Here is a 25,094-nt window from a genome sequence, read left to right on the forward strand (position 1 = left end):
TTGAGGCCATTGTGCGCCTGTGCGCGTCAACGTGCCAACACGGCCTTAAGAGCTACGCCAGTGTGCGTACCCAATCGCACCACCTCCTCCGGCGGCGCCGCCGCCACGATGCGTCCGCCGGCGTTGCCGCCCTCGGGCCCGAGGTCGAGAATCCAGTCGGCTTCGGCGATCAGGTCGAGGTCGTGTTCGATCACCACCACGCTGTGGCCGCCGTTCACCAGCCGGTGCAGCACGTGGATCAGCTTCTCGACGTCGGCCATGTGCAGGCCCACGGTCGGCTCGTCGAGCACGTACAGCGTGTGCGGCGCCTTCTGGCCGCGGCGGGTGATGTCGTCGCGCACCTTGCTCAGTTCGGTCACCAGCTTGATGCGCTGCGCCTCGCCGCCCGACAGCGTGGGCGACGGCTGCCCCAGCGTGAGGTAGCCCAGGCCCACGTCCTTCAGCAGTTGCAGCGGGTGCGCGATGTTGGGCATGCTGGCGAAGAACTCCACCGCCTCGTCGACCTCCATCTTCAGCACGTCGCCGATGCTCTTGCCGCGCCAGCTCACGGCCAGCGTCTCGGGGTTGAAGCGCGCGCCGTGGCAGACCTCGCAGGGCACCTTCACGTCGGGCAGGAAGCTCATCTCGATGGTGCGCACGCCCGCGCCTTCGCAGCCCGGGCAGCGGCCTTCGCCGGTGTTGAAGCTGAAGCGCGCCGGGCCGTAGCCGCGCGCCTTGGCTTCGAGCGTGTCGGCGAAGAGCTTGCGGATGGTGTCCCAGAAACCGATGTAGGTGGCGGGGCAGCTGCGCGGCGTCTTGCCGATGGGGGTCTGGTCGACCTCGAGCACGCGGTCGATGACCTCGTAGCCGTCGACGCCGCGGCAGCCGACCCAGGCCGGGCGCTTGCCCGAGGCATCGGCGTCGCGGCCGGCCTTGGTCATGCGCTGCACCACGATGCCCTGCACGCTGGCCAGCAGCACGTCGCGCGCGAGCGTCGACTTGCCCGAGCCGCTCACGCCGGTGACCACCACGAGGCGATGCAGCGGCAGCGTGGCGGTCACGTCCTGCAGGTTGTGCAGGTCGGCGCCGTGCACGGTGAGCCAGTTGCCGCTGTCTTCGGCCTTCGGGTCGGGCGAGGGAATGAGGCGGCGCGCCTGCAGCGGATGCTTGATGGCATCGCGCAGGTAGCGGCCGGTCTGCGAATCGCCGGCCTTCTGGATGTCGGCCACCGTGCCCTCGGCCACGAGGCGGCCGCCGCGTTTGCCGGCGCTGGGGCCGATGTCGATGATGTGGTCGGCGCGGCGGATGGTGTCTTCGTCGTGCTCCACCACCACCAGCGTGTTGCCCTTCTCGCCGAGCTTGTGCAGCGCGTTCAGCAGGATCTGGTTGTCGCGTGCATGCAGGCCGATGGTCGGCTCGTCGAGCACGTAGCACACGCCCTGCAGGTTGCTGCCCAGCTGCGCCGCCAGGCGGATGCGCTGCGCCTCGCCGCCCGAGAGCGTGGGCGCGCCACGGTCGAGCGTGAGGTAGCCCAGGCCCACCTCCTCGAGGAATTCGAGGCGGCTCTTGATCTCGGGCACGAGGTCGCGGGCGATCTCGGCTTCGCGGCCGTTGAGCACCAGCCCTTCGAACCACTGGCGCACCTCGGTCACGCTCATGCGCGCCAGCTGCGTGATGCCGATGCCGCCCGAGCCGTCGGCCGCGGTGCCGAAGCCCACGGCGCGCGCGGTGGCGTTCAGGCGCGTGCCTTCGCAGGTCGGGCACGCCACGTCGGCGAGGTCTTCCACCTCGGGTTCGGCGAAGGTCTGTTCGCGCCCCTTGCTGTCGTCGTCGCGGATCGAATCGTCGAAGACCTTGCGCTGGTCCTTGCTGAGCTTCACGCCCGTGCCCACGCAGTCGGGGCACCAGCCGTGCTTGCTGTTGTAGCTGAACAGGCGCGGGTCGAGCTCGGCATAACTGGTGCTGCACACCGGGCAGGCGCGCAGCATGGAGAACACCTGCACGCGGCCGATGCCCACGGCGGACACGCCGGCCATCATCGCGGCGCGCAGGCCGTCGAGTTCGCTCAGCACATGGACCACGCCCTTGCCGTGCTCGAGCGCCTTGGTGAGCGCCGCGCGCAGTTCGTTCTCCTGCGAGGGCAGCACGTCGAGGCTGGCCACGGGTAGCTCGATGCTGTGTTCCTTGAAGCGGTCGATGCGCGGGAAGCCCGTGGTCGGCAAAAAGTCGCCGTCCACGCGCAGGTGCGTGAAGCCGCGCGGACGCGCCCAGTCGGCCAGCTCGGTGTACACGCCCTTGCGGTTGCTCACCAGCGGCGCGAGCAGGCCGATGTGCTGGCCCTTGAAGTTGCGCATCAGCTGCGCGGCGATGCTGTCGGGCGTCTGCGGCTGCACGGCGGCGCCGTCGTGAATGCAGTGCTGGATGCCCAGCTTCACGTACAGCAGGCGCAGGAAGTGCCACACCTCGGTGGTGGTGCCCACCGTGCTCTTGCGGCCGCCGCGCGACAGGCGCTGCTCGATGGCCACCGTGGGTGGAATGCCGTACACCGCGTCCACCTCGGGCCGGCCCGCGGGCTGCACGATGCTGCGCGCGTAGGCGTTGAGCGATTCGAGATACCGGCGCTGGCCTTCGTTGAAAAGAATGTCGAACGCGAGCGTCGACTTGCCCGAGCCGCTCACGCCCGTCACCACGCTGAACTTGCCGCGCGGAATGTCCACGCTGAGGTTCTTCAGGTTGTGCTCGCGCGCATTGACGATCTCGATGGCGTTGCCGCCGGGCGCCGTCTTCGCGTTGGCGATGTAGCGGCGCGCGGCGCGCTCGGCCACCTTGTAGGCACCGGGGCCGACAGCCAGTTCGTAGTCGGCCAGCGCCGCGCCGGTGAGCGAGGCGCGGTTCTCGCGCAGCTGCTCGGGCGTGCCCTCGGCCACCACCTGGCCGCCGGCGTCGCCGCCCTCGGGGCCGAGGTCGATGAGCCAGTCGCTGGCGCGGATCACGTCGAGGTTGTGCTCGATGACGATGAGCGAATGGCCCGCGTCGAGCAGCTTGCGCAGCGCGCGCATGAGCCGCGCGATGTCGTCGAAGTGCAGGCCGGTGGTCGGCTCGTCGAACAGGAACAGCGTGCCCTTGCGCGCCACCATCTGGCGGCTCGCGGTCGCGCTCTTGGCCGCCTCGGCCAGGAAGCCCGCCAGCTTCAGGCGCTGCGCCTCGCCGCCCGAGAGGGTGGGCACGGGCTGGCCGAGCTTCACGTAGTCCAGGCCCACGTCGACGATGGGCTGCAGCACGCGCAGCACGTCGCGGTCGGTGTCGAACAGCGCCGCGGCCTCGGCCACGGTGAGCTCCAGGATGTCGGCCACGTTGTAGCCCTTGCCCTTGCGCTCGATCTTCACTTCGAGGATCTCGGGCCGGTAGCGCTTGCCGTCGCAGTCGGGGCAGCGCAGGTACACGTCGGACAGGAACTGCATCTCGACGTGTTCGAAGCCCGAGCCGCCGCAGGTCGGGCAACGCCCGTCGCCCGAGTTGAAGCTGAACTTGCTCGCGGTGTAGCCGCGCTGGCGCGACAGCGCCGCGGTGGCGAAGATCTCGCGGATGGCGTCCCACGCGCCCACGTAGCTCGCGGGATTGGAGCGCGCGGTCTTGCCGATGGGCGACTGGTCGACGAACACCACGTCGCCCAGATGATCGGCGCCGAGCATGCGGTCGTGCGCGCCCGGCGTCTCGGTGGCCTTGCCGAAGTGGCGCATGAGCGCGGGCGCCAGCACGTCCTGGATCAGCGTCGACTTGCCCGAGCCGCTCACGCCGGTCACGCACACCAGGCGCGCGAGCGGAAAGTCGACCGTGATGTTCTTCAGGTTGTGCTCGCGCACGCCTTCGAGAATGAGCCGGTGCGTGTTCTCGCTCACGAGCCGCTTGAAGCCCATGCCGATCTTCTTGCGCCCGCCCAGGTACTGGCCGGTGAGCGTGTCGGCGTCGCGCAGCTGGTCGGTGCCGCCGTCGAACACGATCTGCCCGCCGCGCGCGCCGGGTCCGGGGCCCATGTCGATCACGCGGTCGGCCGCGAGCATCACGGCCGGGTCGTGCTCGACCACCACCAGCGTGTTGCCGGCATCGCGCAGGCGCAGCATGGCCTCGGTGATGCGGTTCATGTCGCGCGGGTGCAGGCCGATGCTGGGCTCGTCGAGCACGAACAGCGTGTTCACCAGCGAGGTGCCCAGCGCCGTCGTGAGGTTGATGCGCTGCACCTCGCCGCCGCTGAGCGTGCGGCTCTGGCGGTCGAGCGTAAGGTAGCCGATGCCCACGTCGTGCAGGTAGCGCAGGCGCGTGGTGATCTCCTCGAACAGCAGCTTCAGCGCCTGCGCCTCGCCTTCGCTGGCGGGGCTGCCGTTGCCGTGGTGTTCCACGCGGTCGAAGAACTTGCGCAGCCGTTCGATGGGCAGCAGCATCAGGTCGTGCAGGCACAGGCCGGGCAGCGCCTCGAGCTGCGCGCGGCTCCACTTCGCGCCGGTGGGCAGGAAGCGCTTTTCAGGCGGCAGCACCGCGTCGGCGTCGTCCTTGCTGCCGATGCGCCACAGCAGCGGGTCGAGCTTCAGGCGCGCGCCGCTGCACACGGGGCACGGCGTGTAGCTGCGGTACTTCGACAAGAGCACGCGGATGTGCATCTTGTAGGCCTTGCTCTCCAGGTAGCCGAAGAAGCGGCGCACGCCGTACCACTGCTTGTTCCAGTTGCCGTCCTTGTAGTTGGGCGTGCCTTCGATCACCCAGTGCTTCTGCTCCTCCGTGAGCTTGTTCCACGGCGTGTCGCGCGGAATGCCGGCGGCCTCGGCGTGGCGCATGAGGTCGTCCTGCGCCTCTTTCCACGCGGGCGTCTGGATGGTCTTGATGGCGCCGGCGCGCAGCGTGAGCTTGTCGTTCGGGATCACGAGCCCCAGGTCGACGCCGATCACGCGGCCGAAGCCGCGGCAGGTGTCGCAGGCGCCCACCGCCGAGTTGAACGAGAACATCGACGGGATGGGGTCGGTGTAGCGGATGTCGCTTTCCGGGCAATGCAGGCCGGTGGAGAACTTCCAGACGTCGGTCGGTGCGTTTTCCTCGGCGCCGGTCGCATGCACGGTGACGCGCCCGCTGCCGCGCTTGAGCGCCACCTCGATCGCCTCGACCACGCGCGCGCGCTCCGCGCTCGAGATGCGGAAGCGGTCGGCCACCACGTCGAGCACCTTGCGCGGGCCGGTGGGCGTGGCCACCTCGCGCTCGGCCTGCACGCGCGTGAAGCCGCTGGCCGACAGCCACTGCGTCACTTCTTCGGCCGTGGTGCCGGCCGGCAGTTCGACCGGGAAGGTGATGACGATGCGCGGGTCGCCCGCGGCCGCCGCGCGCTCGGCGATCTGCGCATAGATGCTGTCGGGCGAGTCGTGGCGCACCGGCAGCGCGGTCTCGCGGTCGAACAGCTGGGCCGCGCGCGCGTAGAGCAGCTTCAGGTGGTCGTTCAGCTCGGTCATCGTGCCGACCGTGGAGCGCGAGGAGCGCACCGGGTTGGTCTGGTCGATGGCGATGGCGGGCGGCACGCCCTCCACCTTGTCGACGGCGGGCTTGTCCATGCGGTCCAGGAACTGGCGCGCGTAGGCGGAAAAGGTCTCCACGTAGCGGCGCTGGCCTTCGGCGTAGAGGGTGTCGAACACGAGGCTCGACTTGCCCGAGCCGCTGGGCCCGGTGACCACGGTCATCTCGCCGGTGCGGATGTCGAGGTCGAGGTTCTGGAGGTTGTGCTGGCGCGCGCCGCGAATCCGGATGGAGCCCTGTGTCATGAGTGCCTTGGGGGGTGGGGCAAACATTCTAGGGAGTGCTTCGTGACGCTTCGGCCCACGCCGGCGCATGGGCGGCGCCCGCGCAGGGGTTTGTCTGGATGCGTCCAAAGACACTTTATGAAACAAATGCGACATTTGTTTTCACAATTGTTCAGCGAGTCTCCCGAAGGCTCCGAAAGGCTTTCATGACGAAGAAGAAAGTGGCAGGTTCACGGCACGCGCTCAGCGTGGCCGCCCTGCTGGCGCTGTGCGCAATGGGCGCCTCGGCCCAGATCGTGATCGGCCAGACCGCGGGCATGACCGGTTCGGTGGCCGCCAGCGTGAACGAGACCATCGGCGGCGCGCAGCTGGTGATCGACGCGGCCAATGCCCAGGGCGGCATCCACGGCGAGAAAATCGAGGTCATCCGCATGGACGACGCCTTCGACGTCAAGCGCGCGGGCGATAACGCGCGCGTGCTGATCGAGGACAAGAAGGTGCTCGCGCTCTTCATGAGCCGCGGCACGCCGCACTCGCAGGCCATCATCCCGTACCTGGACAAGAACGAGGTGGCGCTCATCGGCCCCTCGACCGGCGCGATGGTGCTGCACAAGCCACTGCAAAAGCACGTGTTCAACGTGCGCGCCACCTACCAGCGCGAGGCCGAGAAGGCGGTGCAGCACCTGCTGACCATTGGCCTCACGCGCATCGCCGTGGTCCACGTGACCGACTCGTTCGGCGCCGACGCGCTGCAGGGCGCGATGAACGGCTTCACCAAGGGCAAGGCCCAGCCGATCGCGACCGTGCCGGCGGACCGCGAGAAGCCCGACTACAAGACCATCGTGCCCGCCATCATGAAGGCCGACGCGCAGGCGGTGGTGTGGATCGGCTCGGGCGTGGCGGTGGTCGACGGTATCAAGGCGCTGCGCGCCGCGGGCTCGGCGGCGCAGGTGGTCACGCTGTCGAACAACGCCTCGTCGGGCTTCATCAAGCAGCTGGGCGACGCCAGCCGCGGCGTGATCGTGACGCAGGTGTTCCCCAGCGAGCGCTCGATGGGCCAGCCGATGGTGAAGGAGGCGCTGACGCTGGCCCGCGCCAAGGGCCAGGGCGAGCTGTCACCGGCCGCGCTCGAAGGCTTCGCCTCGGCCAAGGTGCTGGTGGAGGCATTGCGCCGCGCGGGCCCCAAGCCCACGCGCGCCAAGGTGCTGGCGGCGCTCGAAAGCCTCAAGGGCTACGACCTGGGCGGTGGGCTCGAGGTGAGCTACTCGCCGCAGGACCACAGCGGCATCGACTTCGCGGACCTCGCGATCATCAGCGAAGGCCGCTTCAAGCGCTGACGCGCGCCCCGTTGCGTTACTTCGCGGCGGAAGCCGCGGCAGCCGGTGCCGACGCGCCAGGCGCCGGCGTGGCCGCCGGTGCGGGGGCGTGCGTCGTGTCGCCGCCGTGCTTCTCGCCGGACATGTCGATCTTGTCGCCGCCCATCGAAATCACATACAGGGCAATGGCGGCGAAGATGACGAAGCCGACTACGATTTTCCACATGGGTACTGTCTCCTGAGAAGTTGCAAAAGGGGAGGAAGAGGGCTCAAGAAAAAGGCCTCATGCCGCGGGGCATGAAGCCTCTTTGTTGAACGGAGGGCAGCCGCCGCGCGGCCCCCTCCAGATGCCGCCGATCAGTCGTTGGCGTAGATGTCCACGTCCTTGGTCTCGCGGATGAACAGCGTGCCGATCACCAGCGTGATGCCCGCGATGATGATCGGGTACCACAGGCCGTTGTACATGTTGCCGGTCGAGGCCACGATGGCGAAGGCGGTGGTCGGCAGCAGGCCGCCGAACCAGCCGTTGCCGATGTGGTACGGCAGGCTCATCGAGGTGTAGCGGATGCGCGTGGGGAACATCTCGACCAGCATCGCGGCGATCGGGCCATAGACCATGGTCACCAGCAGCACCAGCCAGAACAGCAGCACGATCGTCAGCACCTTGTTGATCTTGGCGGGGTCGGCCTTGGACGGGTAGCCGGCGACCTTCAGGTCTTCGGCCACGCCCTTCTTGAAGGCGGCGATGGCCTTGACGCTGGTCTCGTCGAACTTGGAGTTCGCGACCACGCCGGTGGGCGCCTCGACGGTCTTGTCGCCGATCTTCACGACGGCCGCGGAGCCGGGCGCGCCGGCCACGTTCTCGTAGCTCACCGAGTTCTGCACCAGGTAGCGCTTGGCGATGTCGCACGAGCTCTTGAAGTCGATCTCGCGGGCCACCGGGTTACCCTGGAACGAGCAGGTCTTCGGGTCGGCCGTCACGGTGACGCCGGCCGTGGCTTGTGCGCGGGCCAGGTCGGGGTTGGCGGCTTCGGTCAGCATCTTGAAGACCGGGAAGTAGGTGACCACGGCCAGCAGGCAGCCGGCCATGATGATCGGCTTGCGGCCGATCTTGTCGGACAGCGTGCCGAACACCACGAAGAAGGGCGTGCCCAGCAGCAGCGCGGCGGCGATCATCAGGTTGGCCGTGGTCGCATCGACCTTGAGCTGCTGCGTCAGGAAGAACAGCGCATAGAACTGGCCCGAGTACCAGACCACAGCCTGGCCGGCCGTGAGGCCGATCAGCGCCAGGATCACGATCTTCAGGTTCTTCCACTGGCCGAAGGATTCGGCGAGCGGCGCCTTCGAGGTCTTGCCCTCGGCCTTCATCTTCTGGAAGGCCGGCGACTCCGACAGCGTCAGGCGGATCCACACCGAGATGGCCAGGAGCAGGATGGAGACCAGGAACGGAATGCGCCAGCCCCACTCGCCGAAGGCCTGCTCACCGAGCCAGGTGCGCACGCCCAGGATCACGATCAGGCTCAGGAACAGGCCGAGCGTGGCCGTGGTCTGGATCCACGAGGTGTAGGCACCGCGCTTGCCGTGCGGCGAGTGCTCGGCCACGTAGGTGGCGGCACCGCCGTACTCGCCGCCGAGCGCCAGGCCCTGCAGCATGCGCAGCGCGATCAGGATCACCGGCGCCGCGACGCCGATGGTCGCGTAGCTGGGCAGCAGGCCGACGATGAAGGTCGACAGGCCCATGATCAGGATCGTCACCAGGAAGGTGTACTTGCGCCCGATCATGTCGCCCAGGCGGCCGAACACGATGGCGCCGAACGGACGCACCAGGAAGCCGGCGGCAAACGCCAGCAGCGCGAAGATGAAGGCCGCGCCTGCATCCAGGCCGCTGAAGAACTGCTTCGCGATGATCGCGGCGAGCGAACCGTACAGATAGAAGTCGTACCACTCGAACACGGTGCCGAGCGAGGAGGCGAAGATGACCTTCTTCTCCTCCGCGGACATGGGCCGGGGGGCCGGATGCGGCACTCCCCTTGAATCTAGCGTGGCTGCCATCGTCGTCTCCTGGTGTGTATGTATGCGTCCATCGGTTCCCGGCATTCGGGACCGTGGGGCATTCTTGGAGGCGCGACTGACCCGAGGCTTTCGCGAAACTGAACGGGCGCTTACGGTTTAGGGTGAAACCCGCGCTGCTCGTTTCAGCTTGTAAGAAACAAGGACCCTGCGCGGGTTTGTCCTCAGTCCTTGCTGCGAAGCAGCAAAAAAGCCTCAGCTCTTGCGCAGCAACGAGGGGCGCTGGTCGGCACCGGTCCATTGCGGACCGTCGAACCAGGCGTCGCCCTGCAGGTAGGCGCGCAGCATCGCGAGGCCGTCGAAACCCCAGAACAGGCGCCCGTCGACCACGTAGCAGGGCACGCCGAACACGCCCTGCGCCACGGCCTCGTCGGTGTTGCGCTTGAGCAGGGCCTTGTTCTCGTCGCCGTTCACGTCGCGCTTCGGCTGCAGCTGCGCCGTGAGCGCGGCCAGCCGCGTGGCATCGCCCGCCTCTTCGCCGCCGCGCCACACATGGCGAAAGAGGGTCTCGGCCGCCAGGCGGCTGATGCTGCCGTCGTCGCCCGTGGCCACGGCCAGGCGCAGGTGCGGCAGCGGGTTGTAGGGGTGCGAGGCCGGCATCTCGATGGGGATGCCGTGCGCCTGGCCCAGCCACAGCACGTGGCGGTAGGTCCAGCTGCGCTTCGAAGGAATCTCGGCCGGACCGAGCTGGCCGTGGTGCTTGAGCAGCGCGCCCAACAGCACCGGCTTGTAGGCCACGCTCACGCTCAGGCCTTCGAGCGCCTCGGGCAGGTGCTCGAACGCCAGGTGCGCGTAGGGCGAGATGAAATCGAGATAGAAGTCGATGTGCTTCATGCGTCGTGGTCTCCTGTGGTGGGTTCGGGCACGCGCCAGATGCCGGCCTGGGCCCGCAGTTCGATCGCGCGCCACACCTGGCGGCGGCTGTCGTCTTCCATCTTGCTCCAGCCGGCGATCTCGGGAATGGTGCGCAGGCAGCCTTCGCAGAAGCCGCTCAGGCGGTCCATGCGGCACACCGACGAGCACGGCGAGGGCACCTCGCCGTCCATGCGCTGCACGGTCCCGGCGCGCTCGGCGAGTGCATGCGCTTCGTCGAAGTTCACACCACGTCGGCCACCGGCGCGCCGGTGAGCTTCTCTAAATCGGTCGGGTGCAGCTGGAACACGGCGTGCGGATGGCCCGCGGCGGCCCAGATCTCCTCGAAGCGGAACAGCTCGCGGTCGATGAGCACCACGGGCTTGGTCACATGGCCCACCGGCGACACGCCGCCGATGGTGAAGCCGGTGCGCGCCTTCACGAAGTCGGCGTCGGCGCGGCCGGTCTTGCCGACGATGGCATCGACCTTCTTCTCGTCGACGCGCTTGTCGCCCGAGGTGATGACCAGCACCGCCGCCTCGTCGCTCTTGCGGCGGAAGATGATGCTCTTGGCGATCTGCCCGACCGAGATGCCGAGCGCGTCGGCGGCCTGCTGCGCGGTGCGGCAGGCGTCGTCGAGCATGCGGGGCGCATGGGGATGGCCGGCGTCCTGCAGCACGCGGGAGACGCGCTGGACACCTTCAGGAAGGGAATGGAGTTCGGAGCCGCACATGGCAAGTTCTTCGGGGTTCGTGGGGGCGTTCGCCCTGCGTTGCAAGGCCCCGAGCATACGGAAAAGCCCCGCGCACCGACGCCACCGCCCCCATCCGCCCTTCAACCCCGGCGCACCAATGCGGAGAGCGCCGGCGCACGACGCCCGTGCGCGGCGCGCCGGCGCCGGTCCGCTTTCGGTGCGCCACCGGCCAGCAAGGCCCGCCACACGGGCCTTTGAGCGCGGCACGCTTATTGCTGAACACGGTGGCGACCCACCGGCCTCTGCGGCGGGTTCGCAATGCCTCCGCTAACGACGGCGGGGTTCAAGCGCACCGATGGCCGCCCGCCGCCGGTTCGTCTGCTCCAACCCATTTCGCATCCGTTCCGTCGCGGGGGCCCCAACGACGCTGTCCGTTCGACAGCGGCTGCGGGGGCGCCTTCCAGGACCGGTTGCGTGCAGGACCCCCAATGAAGATCGCAGTCATCGGCCACGGCATGGTCGGCCACAAGTTCCTCGAGCAACTCCACACGCTCGGCATTCCCGGCGCACAGGTCACCGTGCTGTGCGAAGAGCCGCGCCCGGCCTACGACCGGGTGCACCTGTCCGAGTACTTCTCCGGCAAGACGGCCGACGACCTGTCGCTGGTCGAGCCCGGCTTCTTCGAGCGCAGCGGCTTCACGCTGCGCCTGGCCGCGCGGGCCGTGGCCGTCGAGCGGCGCAACAACACCGTCACCACGGCCGACGGCGAGGTGATCGCCTACGACAAGCTGGTGCTGGCCACCGGCTCCAACCCCTTCGTGCCGGCCGTGCCGGGCCGCGACCGGCCGAACTGCTTTGTCTACCGCACCATCGAGGACCTGGACGCCATGAAGGCCTGCGGCGCCAAATCGCGCAGCGGCGTGGTGGTGGGCGGCGGCCTGCTGGGCCTGGAATGCGCCAAGGCGCTGCGCGACATGGGCCTGGAAACGCACGTGGTCGAGTTCGCGCCGCGCCTGATGGCGGTGCAGGTCGACGAAGGCGGCGGCCGTGCATTGCGCGGCAGCATCGAGGCACTGGGCCTGCACGTGCACACCGGGCGCAACACGGTGGAGATCGTCGACGGCGCGAGCGCGCGGCACCGCATGGTGTTCGCCGACGGCACGCACCTGGAGACCGACATGATCGTGTTCTCCGCCGGCATCCGCCCGCGCGACGAACTGGCGCGCCAGAGCCTGCTGGCCGTGGGTCCGCGCGGCGGCGTGGCGATCGACAGCCACTGCCGCACCAGCGACCGCAACGTCTACGCCATCGGCGAATGCGCGTCGTGGAACGAACAGACCTTCGGCCTCGTCGCGCCGGGCTACGACATGGCCCGCGTGGCCGCGCGCCACATCGCCGGCCAGGACGACGCGGCCTTCACCGGCGCCGACCTGAGCACCAAGCTCAAGCTGATGGGCGTCGATGTCGCCAGCATCGGCGACGCGCACGGCAAGACGCCGAAGTCGCGCGCCTACCAGTACATCGACGAGCGCAAGCAGGTCTACAAGAAGATCGTGGTGAGCGAAGACGGCAAGCAGCTGCTGGGCGCGGTGCTGGTCGGCGACGCCACCGAATACGGCACGCTGCTGCAGCTGGCGCTCAACGGCATCGCGCTGCCCGACGAGCCCGAGTTCCTGATCCTGCCGTCCAGCGACGGCAAGGCCAAGCCGGGCCTGGGCGTCGATGCGCTGCCCGACAGCGCGCAGATCTGCTCGTGCAACAGCGTCACCAAGGGCCAGATCTGCGAGGCCGTGGGCCAGGGCGTGTGCACGCCCGCCGAGATGAAGGCCTGCACCCAGGCCGGCGCCACCTGCGGCGGCTGCGTGCCGCTGGTCACGCAGGTCATGAAGATGGAAATGGCCAAGCGCGGCATGGCCGTGAACAACCACCTGTGCGAGCACTTCCCGTACTCGCGCCAGGAGCTGTACCACCTCATCCGCGTGGGCGAGATCCGCAGCTTCGCCGACCTGCTCGCGAAACACGGCAAGGGCCTGGGCTGCGACATCTGCAAGCCGACCGCCGCGAGCATCTTCGCCTCGTGCTGGAACGAGTTCGTGCTCAAGAAAGACCTGGCCGGCCTGCAGGACAGCAACGACTACTTCCTGGGCAACATCCAGAAGGACGGCACCTACTCCGTCGTGCCGCGCATGCCCGGCGGCGAGGTCACGCCCGAGGGCCTGATCGCCGTGGGCCAGGTGGCCAAGAAGTACGGCCTGTACACCAAGATCACCGGCGGTGCGCGCGTGGACATGTTCGGCGCGCGCGTCGAGCAGCTGCCGGCCATCTGGGAAGAACTCATCGCCGCCGGCTTCGAGTCGGGCCATGCCTACGGCAAGTCGCTGCGCACGGTGAAGAGCTGCGTGGGCTCCACCTGGTGCCGCTACGGCGTGGACGACAGCGTGGGCCTGGCCGTGGAACTGGAGAACCGCTACAAGGGCCTGCGCGCGCCGCACAAGATCAAGTTCGGCGTGTCGGGCTGCACCCGCGAATGCGCCGAGGCGCAGGGCAAGGACGTCGGCATCATCGCCACCGACAAGGGCTGGAACCTCTACGTGTGCGGCAACGGCGGCATGAAGCCGCGCCACGCCGAACTGCTGGCGAGCGACCTGAGCAAGGCCGACCTCATCCGCATGATCGACCGCTTCCTGATGTTCTACGTGCGCACGGCCGACCGCCTGCAGCGCACCAGCACCTGGCGCGAGAACCTCGAGGGCGGCCTCGACTACCTCAAGGGCGTGCTGCTGCAGGACACGCTGGGCCTGGGCGCCGAGCTCGAGGCGCAGATGCAGCACGTGGTCGACACCTACCAGTGCGAATGGAAGACCGCGGTGAACGACCCCGCCACGCGCCAGCGCTTCCGCTCCTTCGTGAACAGCGAGAAGCCCGACGAGCACATCGTCTTCGTGCAGGAGCGCGGCCAGAACCGCCCTGCGCGCCCCGAAGAACGCCGCGAGACCAGCGCCGCCTGAGCGACCCACAACGAAGGAAACCCCATGACCACCGACACCCTGAACTGGACCGCCGTGTGCGCCGCCGGCGACATCCTCCCCGACACCGGCGTGTGCGCGCTGGTCGACGGCGTGCATGTCGCGATCTTCCGCGTCGGCCAGGAGCCCTCGCTCTTCGCCATCGACAACGTCGACCCGAAGGCCGGCGCCAGCGTGCTCTCGCGCGGGCTGGTCGGCAGCCTGGGCGAGCGCATCGTCGTGGCCTCGCCGCTCTACAAGAACCACTTCGACCTGCGCAGCGGCGAATGCCTGGAGGCGCCCGAGCACTCGGTGCGCGCGCATGCGGTGCGCGTCGAGGACGGCCGCGTGCTCGTCGCGCTGGCCTGACGCCGCTCCGCCCTCTTCCGATTTTTTCAGCCTCTCTCCAAGGACCCCGAATGGCCTACCTCGCCCCTGCCGAATTCGTGACCAAGATGGTCGATGCCGGTGAATCCAAGCTGCTGATGTCCACGCGCGACACGCTGATCCGCTCGTACATGGCCGGCGCCATCCTCGCGCTGGCCGCGGCCTTCGCCGTGAGCATCACCGTGAACACCGGCAATGCGCTGGTGGGCGCGATGCTGTTCCCGGTCGGCTTCATCATGCTGTACCTGCTGGGCTTCGACCTGCTCACGGGCGTGTTCACGCTGGCGCCGCTGGCCGTGCTCGACAAGCGCCCCGGCGCCACCTGGGGCGGCGTGATGCGCAACTGGAGCCTGGTGTTCGTGGGCAACTTCGCGGGCGCGCTCACGGTGGCGGTGTTCATGGCGATCATCTTCACCTTCGGCTTCAGCGAAGCGCCCAACGCCATCGGCGAGAAGCTCGGCCACATCGGCGAAGGCCGCACCGTCGGCTATGCGGCGCACGGCGCGGCCGGCATGCTCACGCTGTTCATTCGCGGCGTGATGTGCAACTGGATGGTCTCGACCGGCGTGGTCGCGGCCATGATGTCGACCACCGTGTCGGGCAAGGCCATCGGCATGTGGATGCCCGTGATGGTCTTCTTCTACATGGGCTTCGAGCACTCCATCGTCAACATGTTCCTGTTCCCCGCCGGCCTGATGCTGGGCGGCAAGTTCACCTTCATGGACTACCTGATCTGGAACGAACTGCCCACGGTGATCGGCAACCTCGTCGGCGGCCTGACCTTCGTGGGCCTCACGCTGTACGCCACGCACTACAAGACGGCGGCCAAGCGCGTCGCCGGCTGAACCGCAGCCCCACCGTTCGCATGCCCGCGCCGCCGCGCAAGCAGCTGCGCGTGACGCTCGGCCAGCATTCGCTGGCGGGGCTTCACGCGCCGGTCAACCAGGACTTCCACGGCGCCATGCTGCCCGAGGGCGCGCTGCGCGTGTCCAAGGGCATCGCCGTGGCACTGGCCGACGGCATCGGCTCCAGCCGCGTGAGCCAGGTGGCGAGTGCAGCGGCCGTGCGCGGCTTTCTCGACGACTACTACGCCACCTCCGACACGTGGTCGGTGCAGCGCGCGGCGCAGCGCGTGCTGGGCGCCACCAACGCCTGGCTGCATGCGCAGACGATGCGCAGCGACGCGCGCTTCGACAAGGACAGCGGCTACGTCTGCACCTTCAGCGCGCTGATCCTCAAGGGCCGCGACGCGCACCTGCTGCACGTGGGCGACGCACGCATCCACCGGCTGCATGCCGGCGCGCTCGAACAGCTCACCGAGGACCACCGCGTGCGCGTGTCGTCGGTGGAGTCGTACCTCGGGCGCGCGCTGGGCGCGGGCGCCCATGTGGAGATCGACCACCGCTGCTGGCAAGCCGAGGTGGGCGAGGTCTACCTGCTGGCCACCGACGGCGCCTACACGCACCTGGACGCCGCCGCCGTGCACGAGGCGCTGGCGCTGCATGCCGACGACTTCGACGAAGCAGCGCGCTGGCTCGCGGAAACCGCGCGCACCCGGGGCAGCACCGACGACATCACCGTGCAGCTGCTGCGCATCGACGAGCTGCCCGACGCCGCCGCGCCGCCCGCGCAGTTGCAGCGCCAGGGCCTGGCGATGCCGCCGGCGCTGGCGCCGCGGGCGCGCTTCGAGGGCTTCAGCCTCGTGCGCGAACTGCACATGAGCGCGCGCAGCCACGTCTACCTGGCCACCGACGACGCCACCGGCCAGCCCGCCGTGCTGAAGCTGCCGTCGGTCGACCTGCGCGACGACCCCGGCTACCTCGACCGCTTCGTGCTCGAGGAGTGGGTGGCGCGGCGCATCGACAGCCCGCACGTGCTCAAGGCCAGCGCCGTCGAGCGCCCGCGCGCGCACCTGTACGTGGCCATGGAGTACGTCGACGGCCACACGCTCGCGCAGTGGATGGTCGACCACCCCCGGCCCGACCTGGACAGCGTGCGCGGCATCGTCGCGCAGCTGGCGCGCGGGCTGCAGGCGCTGCACGGCAAGGAGATGCTGCACCAGGACCTGCGGCCCGAGAACGTGATGATCGACCGCGCCGGCACCGTGAAGATCATCGACCTGGCCGCGACGCATGTCGCCGGCCTGGCCGACGGCAGCGGCGAGGCCCGCGCGCTCGCCATCGAAGGCACGCTGCAGTACACCGCGCCCGAGTACTTCACCGGCCACGGCGGCAGCGCGCGCTCCGACCTGTTCTCGCTGGCCGCGATCGTCTACCAGATGCTGTGCGGCCAGCTGCCCTACGGCCTGCAGGTGTCACGCATCCGCACGCCGGCCGATGTGGGGCGCCTGCGCTATGTGCCGGTGCGCCACCTGCGGCCCGAGTTGCCCGCGTGGGTCGATGCCGTGCTGCAGAAGGCGCTGCACCCGCAGGCCGCGAAACGGCAGCAGGCGGTGTCGGAGTTCGCGCACGACCTGCGCGCGCCGGGCCCGGAGTTCTGGAGTGCGCGGATGCCGCCGCTGATCGAGCGCCGCCCGGTGCTCTTCTGGCAGTGCACCACCGTGCTGCTGGCCGCCGCGGTGGTGGTGCTGCTGGGGCTGCGCGCCTTCGGGCGCTGAGAAGAAAGAAGGAAGGCTCAGCCCGCGCGCTTGGTGCGGATGGCCTTCGAGGCGCGCGAGTTCGGCTCGCGCCCCAGCGCTTCGCTGATGTACACGCCCGCGTCGATGAGCTTGTCCAGGTCGATGCCGGTGGCGATGCCCATGCCATGCAGCATGTAAACCACGTCTTCGGTCGCGACGTTGCCCGTCGCGCCCTTGGCGTAGGGGCAGCCGCCCAGGCCGGCCGAGGACGACTGGAAGTTCCACACGCCCAGCTCGAGCGCCGCCAGCGTGTTGACCAGCGCCTGCCCGTAGGTGTCGTGGAAGTGGCCGGAGATGGCGTCGACATCGAAGTGCGCCAGCGTGGCCTCCATGGCCGCCTGCACCTTGCGCGGCGTGCCCACGCCGATGGTGTCGGCCACGTCCACGCGCTGCACGCCGATGCCCTTCATCAGTTGCGCGAGGTAGCCGACCTTGGCCGGCGCGATCTCGCCTTCGTAGGGGCAGCCCACCGTGCACGACATCGCGCCGCGCACGGCGATGCCCTTGGCGCGCGCGGCCTCGACCACGGGCGCGAAGCGCTCGATGCTCTCGGCGATCGAGCAGTTGATGTTCTTCTGGCTGAAGGCCTCGCTCGCGGCGCCGAACACCACGATCTCGTCGGGCCACTCTTCGCGCGGCGCGGCAATGGAGGCCTCGAAGCCCTTCATGTTGGGCGTGAGCACCGAGTAGAGAACGCCCGGCTTGCGCGTGATGCCGTGCATCACTTCGGCGTTGTCGGCCATCTGCGGCACCCACTTGGGCGAGACGAAGCTGGTGACCTCGATCTCTTTCAGGCCGGCGTCCTGCAGGCGGTGCACGAGGCCGATCTTGACCTCGGCGGAGACGGGCTGCTTTTCGTTCTGGAGGCCGTCGCGCGGACCGACGTCGACGAGCTTGACCTGGGCGGGGAGTTTCATGGGATGTCTCTGGTGTCGCTGTCGCGGGAGGATGATGAAAAACCGGCTTCGATTGTCCGACACATGGCCGCGCGCTGCTTGGTACACAAGTCGCGGAAGGTAGCAATGCGCGCCTGCGGGGTTGCAAATGGTGCCAACCGGTCGGCCCCGCAGGAAAACAGCCGCTAGACGGTCTCGCGCTGCACGAAGCCGTCGGGCAGATCGCCCGTGGCGTCGGCCTCGGTCACATCGACCGCCTCCACGCGCGCACCGGCCGGCCCTTGGCGCGCCCAGTGCACCAGCGCCTCGACCGCATCGGCCTCGCCGGCCACGAGCGCTTCGACCTTGCCGTCGCGCCGGTTGCGCACCCAGCCGCGCACGCCGAGACGCTGCGCGGCCTGCACCATCGACCAGCGGTAACCCACGCCCTGCACGAGGCCGTGGACGACGAGATGGCGGGTGATGGTGGCGTGAGAGTTCATGGAAAGTGGGTCAGTACGACTTCGGCAGCCCCAGTGCTTTTTCGGCGATGAAGTTCAGGATCATCTGTGGGCTGACCGGCGCGATGCGCGGGATGTAGCTCTCGCGCAGCAGGCGCTCGACATGGTATTCCTTCGCGTAACCCATGCCGCCCAGAGTGAGCACGGCGTTCTGGCAGGCATCGTGCGCCGCCTCGGCCGCGAGGTACTTGGCGGCGTTGGCCTCGATGCCGCAGGGCTCGCCCGTGTCGTACAGCGTGGCGGCCTTGAGCATCATCAGGTCGGCCGCCTCCAGGTTGGCCCAGGCGCGCGCGAGCGGATGCGCCACGCCCTGGTTCTGGCCGATGGGCCGGCCGAAGACGACACGCTCCTGCGCGTACTGCGAAGCGATGCGCAGCGCGGCGCGGCCGATGCCGATGGCTTCCGCCGCGATCAGGATGCGCTCGGGGTTCAGGCCGTGCAGGATGTATTCGAAGCCCCGGCCTTCCTCGCCGATGCGGTCTTCTTCGGGCACCTCGAGGCCGTCGATGAAGAGCATGTTGGAGTCGACCGCCGCGCGGCCCAGCTTGTGGATCTCGCGCACCTCGACCTTGCTTCGGTCCAGCGCCGTGTAGAACAGCGTGAGGCCTTGCGTGGGCTTCTTCACCTGATCGAGCGGCGTGGTGCGCGTGAGGATCAGCATGCGGTCGGCCACCTGCGCGGTCGAGATCCAGATCTTGCGGCCGTGCAGCACATAGCTGCCGTTCGGCTGGCGCACCGCCTGCGTCTTGAGGCTTGTGGTGTCGAGCCCCGCGTCGGGCTCGGTCACGGCGAAGCAGGCCTTCTCGGTGCCCGCGATCAGCGGCGGCAAAAAGCGCTGGCGCTGCGCCTCGGTGCCGAACACCACCACCGGGTTGAGGCCGAAGATGTTCATGTGCACCGACGACGCACCTGACATGCCCGCGCCCGACGCGCTGATGGCACGCATCATCAGCGCCGCCTCGGTGATGCCCAGCCCCGCGCCGCCCTGCGCCTCGGGCATGGCGATGCCGAGCCAGCCGCTGTCGGCGACGGCGCGATGGAATTCGTGCGGGAACACGGCGCGGTCGTCGTGGTCGCGCCAATAGTCGATGGGGAAGTCTTCGCACAGGCGCTCGATGGCCGCGACGAGCGAGCGCTGGTCTTCGTTCAGGGAGAAATTCATTCGCTGTCTTTCATGAGGTCCGGCTGGAGCGTGACGCCGCGCGCGAGCATGTCGGCTATGGCTTCTTCCGCGTAGCCCGCTTCGCGCAGCAGCTCCACGCTCTGTTCGCCGATGCGCGGCGCGGGCCGGCGGATGGCCGCGGGCGTGGCGCTGTAGCGGCCGACAGGCGCGAGCGTGCGGATGCGGCCTTCGCTCGGGTGGTCGAACTCGGGGAAGAAATCGACGGCGCGCAGGTGCGGGTCGTCGAGCAGGCTCTCGGTGGTGTGCAGGCGCGCGACGGGGATGTCGGCGGCTTCGAGCAGCGCCATCCATTCGTCGCTGCCGCGCGTGGCCATCACCTCGGCCACGAACGCATAGACCGCGCCGATGTTGGCGGCGCGCGCCGTGTGCGTGCCGAACATCGGCGAGGCGCGCAGCTCGGGCCGGCCGATCACGTCGAAGAAGGCCTGCCAGTGCTTGTCGTTGTAGATGAGCACGCCGAGGTAACCGTCGGCCGTGGCGTAGGGCTTGCGGTGCTCCGCGAGCAGGCGCGCGTAGCCGGTGGGCCCGAGCGGCGGCTCGAAGCTGTGGCCGCCGAGGTGGTCGCCCATGACGAACTGCGAGAGCGCCTCGAACATCGGCACTTCCACGGCCTGGCCTTTGCCGGTGCGCTGCGCGCTGAGCACGGCGGCGAGCAGCGCGATGGCGGCCTGCAGGCCCACGGCGCGGTCGGCCAGCGTGACGGGCGCGTAGCGCGGCGCGCCGCCGCTTTGCTGCGCGAAGAGCGAGGCGACACCGGCCGCGCCCTGGATCAGGTCGTCGTACGCGGGCTTGCCGGCGTAGGGGCCTTCTTCGCCGTAGCCGAAGGCGCCGAGGTAGACGATCTTCGGATTGACCGCGGCCACGGCCTCGTAGCCGAGCCCCAGCCGCGCCATCGCCTGCGGGCGCGTGTTGTAGATGAGCGCATCGCAGCCCGCCGCGAGCCGCAGGCAGGCCTCGCGGCCTTCGGGTTGCTTGAGGTCGAGCACGATGGAGCGCTTGTTGCGGTTCAGGTGCATCGCCATCGCGCCCATGCCGGCATGGCGCATCGGGCCGACGGCGCGCAGGTTGTCGCCCGACGGCGGCTCGACCTTGATGACGTCGGCGCCGAGGTCGCCGAGGGTCTGCGTGGCGTACGGGCCCATCACCACGGCCGTGAGGTCGAGGATGCGGATGCCTTCGAGAGGGCCGAGAGAACCGGTCGCGCTCATTCGGGTTGAATGCCCGCGGCCTGGATCAGCTTCTTCCACTTCGCCAGCTCGGACACGGTGAAGGCCCCGAGTTCTTCCGGCGTGCTGCCGAACGCATCGAAGCCCAGCTTCGTCACGCGCTCGCGGAAGGCAGCGCCGTTCGCCATCTCCGACAGCGCCTTGTTGAGCTTGAGCACGACATCGCGCGGCGTGCCGGCCGGCGCGAACACGCCGTTCCACGAGGTGATGTCGAAGCCCTTGAGCTCGGGCGTGTCGGCCAGCGGCGGCAGTTCGGGAAAGAGCTTGGTGCGCTCCTGCGTTGTGACCGCAATCGCGCGCATCTTGCCGGCCTTGACCGTGGCGAGCCCCGCGGCGAGGTCGACCACCATCATCGACACCTGTCCGCCGATGAGGTCGGCGATGGCCGGCGGCGTGCTCTTGTAGGGCACGTGCAGCATCGGGATGCCGCTCATGCGCGACAGCGTGGCGCCGCTCACGATGCCGGTGCTGTTGCCGCTGGCGTAGGTCAGCTTGCCGGGATGCGCGCGGCCCCAGGCCAGCAGCTCGGCCACGCTCTTCACGGGCAGGTCGTTGTTCACCACCAGCATGAACGGCAGGTTGCCCATGCGGCTGACGGGCGCGAAGTCTTTCACCGGATCGTAGGGCAGCGACTTCATCAGGCTCGGGTTGGCCGAGTGCGTGGTGTTGGTCGTCATGAAGAGCGTGTAGCCGTCGGGCGGCGCCTTGGCCACCAGCTCGGCCGCGATCACGCCGCTGGCGCCGGCCCGGTTGTCGACGATCACCGAGGCCTTGAGCGCCTCGCCCAGCATCTGCGCGGTGATGCGCGCCACCGCGTCGGTGCCGCTGCCGGCGGCGAAGGGCACGACGAGCTTGATCGGCTGCTTCGGGTAGCCGCCGTCCTGCGCGAAGGCCCAGGGCGCGGCGCCCACGAGGCCCGCCGCAGCGCCGATGGAAATGAAACGGCGGCGGCTTTCCACCGCGACTGTTTCTGTCGCGTTCTTCGTCTGCATGGTTGTGTCTCCGGGGTTGTCGTTCAGGGCCGGATCACGCGCTCCGGCGATTCCTCGTACGGCGGGCTGTAGATCACCAGCACGCGCACCGGTTCGTCGCTCACCACCGTGAAGGTGTGCATCGCGTCGGCCGGAAAAAAGCAGCTGTCGCCAGGGTGCAGCTCCTGCCGCTGGCCGCCCACCTCGGCGACCGCGCGGCCTTCGAGCATGTAGCAGACCTGTTCGATGCCCGGGTGCGCATGCGGCAGCGCGCCCTTGCCCTTCTGGATATGGCCCACCAGCACCTCGAGCTGCTTCGCACCCACCGTCTCGGGACCGATCAGGCGCTTGTTCAGCGTGCCGGTGTGGTTGGCGGGGTGGTAGCCGGTGATCTCGTCCTCGCGGACGAAGTAGCGTGCAGCGGAGGCAGTCATCGGGGGCTTTCTGTCTTGGGTTCGATCGCGAGGCAGGCCGAGCGCAGCATCGCGGCGATGTCGTCGATGCGCGCTTCCATGCGGTAGCGCGGGCCGGCCACCGAGATCGCGTAGGCCTCGCCGCCGATGCGCAGCGGCCAGGCCAGGCCGATCAGGTCGGGAATGCTTTCGCCGAGGTTGCCGTACCAGCCGCGCGCGGCGCCGCGCTGCAGCTCGGCCTCGATGGCGTCGGCGGTGGTGAGCGTGGCGTCGGTGAGCGGCGCGAGCGTCATGCCCTCGAGCAGCTTGCGGCGCGCTTCGGGCGCGAGCGTGGACAGCAGCGCGCGGCCCAGCGAGTTGGCGTACGCGGGGCGCGTTTCGCCCGACTCGGCCGTGTAGCGGATGCGCTGCGGCGCGCTCAGCACGTCGAGATAGACAACATGCTCGGCATCGCGGAACTTGCCGAACACCACCGTTTCGCAGGCGGCGTCGCGCAGCTCCTCGAGCGTGGCCTTCACCCGGTCGAGCACCGGGTCGTGCGCGGCGATGACCTGCGCCATGGCCAGCAGCCGCCCCGTGGGGTAGTAGCCCTGGCGGCGGCCGGTCTCGTACATGTAGCCCTGCTCTTCGAGCGTGCGGATCAGGCCCAGGCAGCTGGACACCGGCATGTCGAGCAGCCGCGCCATCTCGGACAGGGCCAGCGGCTGCTTCTCCCGGGCAAAGAGCTCGACGATCTCGATCACGCGAAACGCTGTTTTCACAACCATGAAGAAATTTTCTCGTATGTGAAAAACAAAAGCGTCGGGGTTTTCCCCCGCCGGCCGCGTGTCAGCCGGACCGTCGTCGGCGCACGGGGGTCAGTAGCCGCGGACGGGATCGACGATGCCGGCGATCGGCAGGCCCTGCTCCATCGCGCGGATCTTCCCGGCGATCTGGGCGATGGACTCCTCGCGCAGCGTGCGCGCCGAGCCGTGCGGCGTGACGGTGATCTTCGGGTGGCGCCAGAAGGCGTGGTCGGCCGGCAGCGGCTCGACCTGGAACACGTCGAGCGTGGCGCCCGCGAGCTGGCCGGCGTCGAGCATCGGGATCAGGTCGTCTTCGACCAGGTGGCCGCCGCGCGCGATGCTGATGAGGTAGCCCTCGGGCTTGAGCTTGCCCAGCGTGGTGCGGTTCAGGATGCCGCGCGTGGCCTCGGTCAGCGGCAGCAGGTTGACCAGCACGCGCGTGGAGGCCAGGAACTCGTCGAACTGCGACTCGCCGCTGAACACCTGCACGCCGTCGATGGCCTTGGCAGAGCGGCTCCAGCCGAGCACCGGGAATTCGAACTGCGCCACGGCCTTGGCCACGCGCTCGCCGAGCACGCCCAGGCCCATGATGCCGACCGGAAAGTCGCGCCGCAGCTTCGGCTTGCGGTAGCTCCACTTGCCCTCGCGCGCATCGGCCTCGTACACGTCGAACTCGCGGAAGTGGCGGATGAGCGTGTGGCACACGTATTCGGCCATCTGCACCGACATGCCCGCATCGTCGAGCCGCACGATGCGCGTGTGGGCCGGCACCTTGAGCTTGAGCAGCGCATCGACGCCCGCGCCGATGTTGAACAGGCCGCGCAGGTCGGGTTGCTCGTCGAGGAACTGCTGGGGCGGTGCCCACACCACGCCGTGGTCGGCCTGCGGCGCGCCAGGCGTCCAGGCTTCGATGGTGGCTTCGGGGAGTTCGGCCTTCAGGCCATCGATCCAGGGATCGGGACGGTTGTCGGTGAGGTAGACGGAGATTCGCATGGGCGCCATCTTAGAAGGCACCGGCTTGTTGCGTCGCGCGCCATCTCCTATGCTCGACCGCATTCAGCCACCCAGGAGACACCTTCCATGATCAAAGTCAGCGTGATGTACCCCCACACCCCCGGCGCGCGGTTCGACCACGACTACTACCGCGACCAGCACATGCCGATGCTCAAGGCCCGCATGGGCGACGCCTGCCTCTCGTACACCATCGACAAGGGCCTGGGCGGCGGCGCCCCGGGCTCGCCGCCCACGTATGTCGGCATGTGCCACGTGTTCGCCGAATCGGTCGAGTCCTTCCAGAAGGCCTTCGGCCCGCACGTGAAGGAGATCATGGGCGACGTGAAGAACTACACCGACATCGCGCCGGTGATGCAGATCAGCGAAGTGGTGGTGGGCTGACGGGCTCCTGCCCCAGGTCTTTCGGAACGCGGGCCATCAACCCCACGCCCGGCACGTAACCCCGGTCCGCTTCGTCGAGCTGCGTCGGGTCGACACTCCACGCATCGGCAAGCGCCGTGACGTCCTCTTCGCCGGGCATGACGCTGCGGCCACTCGGGCGGACCTGCCGGCCGGCGTCGCGCCGCGACATGCCTGAGGCGACCAGCGCGTCCTTGCGCGCCATCTCTTCCTCGAGCAGCTCCGAGAGCCGGTCGCGCGCGTCGACCGGCGACAGCCCGCTGAGCACGGCGAAGCCCAGCGCGGCTTCTTCTGCGCTCTGTACGCCCACATTGGCATAGACCTCGCCGCTGCTGCCCGCATAACTGAACTGCCGCCCGGGCTCGCCGCGCCGTGCGCGCGCCCAGGCGACGAAGTCGGCGACACGGTGGCTGCCGAAGAATTGCGCTTCGCCGAAGTGGTCCTTCAGGCGCGTGAAGATCACATCGAAGGCCTGCCCGATGCCTTCGAGGCGGTCCTCCGGGTACACGGCGGGATACGGCAGGCCGCCTCCCACGAGCAACACCCAGCCGTCGACGGGCGGTGACGCAAACACCCAGGGAGCCTGGCCGTCGAACACCCGGCGGTAGGCGGCCGCGATGCCGGTGTGCCAGTTGGCCGGCCCTTCGGACTCCCATCCGAGGGCATCGAGCACCTGCGCGGGGTCCGAGGCGCGCACGGCAAACCAACAGACCTTGTAGCCGAAGGGCTCCGGCAGATCGGGTGTCGTGTCGAACTGCGCCGGAGGTTCCTCGACGGGTGGCGCGGGCGGGTTCCGTGGTGGAGGCTTCGAGGGCGTCGGGGGCGCCGAGGCCCACGGGGCGGCAATCAACCGTTCCATGGGCTGGGCAAGTTTGACGTCGAAGGTGTAGCGCAGTGCAGGGGGCGCTGCGGGCGGTGGCGCCGGTTCAGGCGCAGCCGGCACAGAGGCAGGCACCGCCCCATCGTCCTGCGCCTTCCCCTGGCCCAGT

21 protein-coding genes are annotated in these 25,094 nt (G+C 69.0%); 6 read left to right on the top strand and 15 right to left on the bottom strand.

All coding sequences use genetic code 11. From position 1 onward, the window contains the following. Positions 1-26: 26 nt before the first annotated feature. A complete protein-coding gene (gene uvrA, locus AC07SQ_RS10290; RefSeq protein WP_495271944.1) occupies positions 27-5,777 on the bottom strand; it encodes an excinuclease ABC subunit UvrA in 5,751 nt (1,916 codons plus the stop codon). A gap of 185 nt (positions 5,778-5,962) precedes the next feature. On the opposite strand from uvrA, the gene AC07SQ_RS10295 reads away from it, so the two are divergent. After that, positions 5,963-7,093: an ABC transporter substrate-binding protein gene (locus AC07SQ_RS10295; RefSeq protein ID WP_495271943.1), complete on the top strand. Its 1,131-nt coding sequence runs from the start codon at positions 5,963-5,965 to the stop codon at positions 7,091-7,093. A gap of 16 nt (positions 7,094-7,109) precedes the next feature. Here AC07SQ_RS10295 and AC07SQ_RS10300 read toward each other — a convergent pair whose 3' ends face one another. The 5 genes from AC07SQ_RS10300 to AC07SQ_RS10320 form a co-directional block, all read right to left on the bottom strand. Further along, positions 7,110-7,298: a hypothetical protein gene (locus AC07SQ_RS10300; RefSeq protein WP_056577413.1), complete on the bottom strand. Its 189-nt coding sequence runs from the start codon at positions 7,296-7,298 to the stop codon at positions 7,110-7,112. A gap of 131 nt (positions 7,299-7,429) precedes the next feature. Then, the gene (locus AC07SQ_RS10305; RefSeq protein WP_062477354.1) at positions 7,430-9,124 is read right to left on the bottom strand and encodes an MFS transporter; all 1,695 of its coding nucleotides are present in this window, start codon (positions 9,122-9,124) and stop codon (positions 7,430-7,432) included. 213 nt (positions 9,125-9,337) lie between these two features. Beyond that, entirely contained in the window at positions 9,338-9,976 is a 639-nt protein-coding gene (locus AC07SQ_RS10310; protein ID WP_139701370.1) for a 2-hydroxychromene-2-carboxylate isomerase, read from the bottom strand. Further along, a complete protein-coding gene (locus AC07SQ_RS10315) occupies positions 9,973-10,242 on the bottom strand; it encodes a DUF1289 domain-containing protein (RefSeq protein ID WP_082818188.1) in 270 nt (89 codons plus the stop codon). Before AC07SQ_RS10315 ends, AC07SQ_RS10310 begins: the two co-directional genes overlap by 4 nt. After that, the gene (locus AC07SQ_RS10320) at positions 10,239-10,727 is read right to left on the bottom strand and encodes a YbaK/EbsC family protein (RefSeq protein WP_062477348.1); all 489 of its coding nucleotides are present in this window, start codon (positions 10,725-10,727) and stop codon (positions 10,239-10,241) included. The genes AC07SQ_RS10315 and AC07SQ_RS10320 overlap by 4 nt, the downstream gene beginning before the upstream one ends. Positions 10,728-11,176: 449 nt before the next feature. Between AC07SQ_RS10320 and nirB the strand changes: the two genes are divergently transcribed. From nirB to AC07SQ_RS10340, 4 genes are read left to right on the top strand one after another with little or no spacing between them, the layout of a single operon-like run. Continuing rightward, positions 11,177-13,696, top strand: coding sequence for a nitrite reductase large subunit NirB (gene nirB, locus AC07SQ_RS10325; RefSeq protein WP_495271942.1), 2,520 nt, complete (start codon positions 11,177-11,179; stop codon positions 13,694-13,696). Positions 13,697-13,720: 24 nt separating this feature from the next. Continuing rightward, on the top strand, positions 13,721-14,062 hold the full coding sequence (gene nirD / locus AC07SQ_RS10330; RefSeq protein WP_062477342.1) for a nitrite reductase small subunit NirD: 342 nt from the start codon (positions 13,721-13,723) through the stop codon (positions 14,060-14,062). A 50-nt stretch (positions 14,063-14,112) separates the two neighbouring features. Further along, a complete protein-coding gene (locus tag AC07SQ_RS10335; protein ID WP_062477339.1) occupies positions 14,113-14,925 on the top strand; it encodes a formate/nitrite transporter family protein in 813 nt (270 codons plus the stop codon). A 20-nt stretch (positions 14,926-14,945) separates the two neighbouring features. Beyond that, positions 14,946-16,697 (top strand): bifunctional protein-serine/threonine kinase/phosphatase, encoded by a 1,752-nt coding sequence (locus tag AC07SQ_RS10340; protein ID WP_495271941.1) that lies wholly within the window; start codon positions 14,946-14,948, stop codon positions 16,695-16,697. 17 nt (positions 16,698-16,714) lie between these two features. On the opposite strand, the gene AC07SQ_RS10345 is transcribed toward AC07SQ_RS10340, so the two are convergent. From AC07SQ_RS10345 to AC07SQ_RS10380, 8 genes are all read right to left on the bottom strand, one after another. Continuing rightward, complete coding sequence (locus AC07SQ_RS10345; RefSeq protein ID WP_495271940.1) at positions 16,715-17,635, bottom strand: hydroxymethylglutaryl-CoA lyase; 921 nt, start codon at positions 17,633-17,635, stop codon at positions 16,715-16,717. 164 nt (positions 17,636-17,799) lie between these two features. Further along, on the bottom strand, positions 17,800-18,096 hold the full coding sequence (locus tag AC07SQ_RS10350; RefSeq protein WP_495271939.1) for an acylphosphatase: 297 nt from the start codon (positions 18,094-18,096) through the stop codon (positions 17,800-17,802). Between the two features lie 10 nt (positions 18,097-18,106). Then, positions 18,107-19,276, bottom strand: coding sequence for an acyl-CoA dehydrogenase family protein (locus tag AC07SQ_RS10355; protein WP_495271938.1), 1,170 nt, complete (start codon positions 19,274-19,276; stop codon positions 18,107-18,109). Further along, the gene (locus AC07SQ_RS10360; protein WP_495271937.1) at positions 19,273-20,505 is read right to left on the bottom strand and encodes a CaiB/BaiF CoA transferase family protein; all 1,233 of its coding nucleotides are present in this window, start codon (positions 20,503-20,505) and stop codon (positions 19,273-19,275) included. The genes AC07SQ_RS10355 and AC07SQ_RS10360 overlap by 4 nt, the downstream gene beginning before the upstream one ends. Continuing rightward, complete coding sequence (locus AC07SQ_RS10365) at positions 20,502-21,515, bottom strand: Bug family tripartite tricarboxylate transporter substrate binding protein (protein ID WP_159279443.1); 1,014 nt, start codon at positions 21,513-21,515, stop codon at positions 20,502-20,504. Before AC07SQ_RS10365 ends, AC07SQ_RS10360 begins: the two co-directional genes overlap by 4 nt. Positions 21,516-21,538: 23 nt before the next feature. Further along, on the bottom strand, positions 21,539-21,928 hold the full coding sequence (locus AC07SQ_RS10370) for a cupin domain-containing protein (protein ID WP_495271936.1): 390 nt from the start codon (positions 21,926-21,928) through the stop codon (positions 21,539-21,541). Beyond that, positions 21,925-22,674, bottom strand: coding sequence for an IclR family transcriptional regulator (locus AC07SQ_RS10375; protein ID WP_095947917.1), 750 nt, complete (start codon positions 22,672-22,674; stop codon positions 21,925-21,927). The genes AC07SQ_RS10370 and AC07SQ_RS10375 overlap by 4 nt, the downstream gene beginning before the upstream one ends. Positions 22,675-22,764: 90 nt before the next feature. Further along, positions 22,765-23,685 carry a 2-hydroxyacid dehydrogenase gene (locus AC07SQ_RS10380; RefSeq protein ID WP_495271935.1) on the bottom strand — a complete coding sequence of 307 codons (921 nt, stop codon included), beginning with the start codon at positions 23,683-23,685 and terminating at the stop codon, positions 22,765-22,767. An 87-nt stretch (positions 23,686-23,772) separates the two neighbouring features. Here AC07SQ_RS10380 and AC07SQ_RS10385 point away from each other — a divergent pair, with 87 nt between their 5' ends. Next, positions 23,773-24,087: an EthD family reductase gene (locus tag AC07SQ_RS10385; protein WP_062477314.1), complete on the top strand. Its 315-nt coding sequence runs from the start codon at positions 23,773-23,775 to the stop codon at positions 24,085-24,087. Here AC07SQ_RS10385 and AC07SQ_RS10390 read toward each other — a convergent pair. Next, positions 24,065-24,964: a hypothetical protein gene (locus tag AC07SQ_RS10390; protein ID WP_495271934.1), complete on the bottom strand. Its 900-nt coding sequence runs from the start codon at positions 24,962-24,964 to the stop codon at positions 24,065-24,067. The genes AC07SQ_RS10385 and AC07SQ_RS10390 overlap by 23 nt on opposite strands. Positions 24,965-25,094: the final 130 nt, after the last annotated feature.

This window comes from Variovorax sp. GW821-FHT06D12, assembly GCF_059419205.1.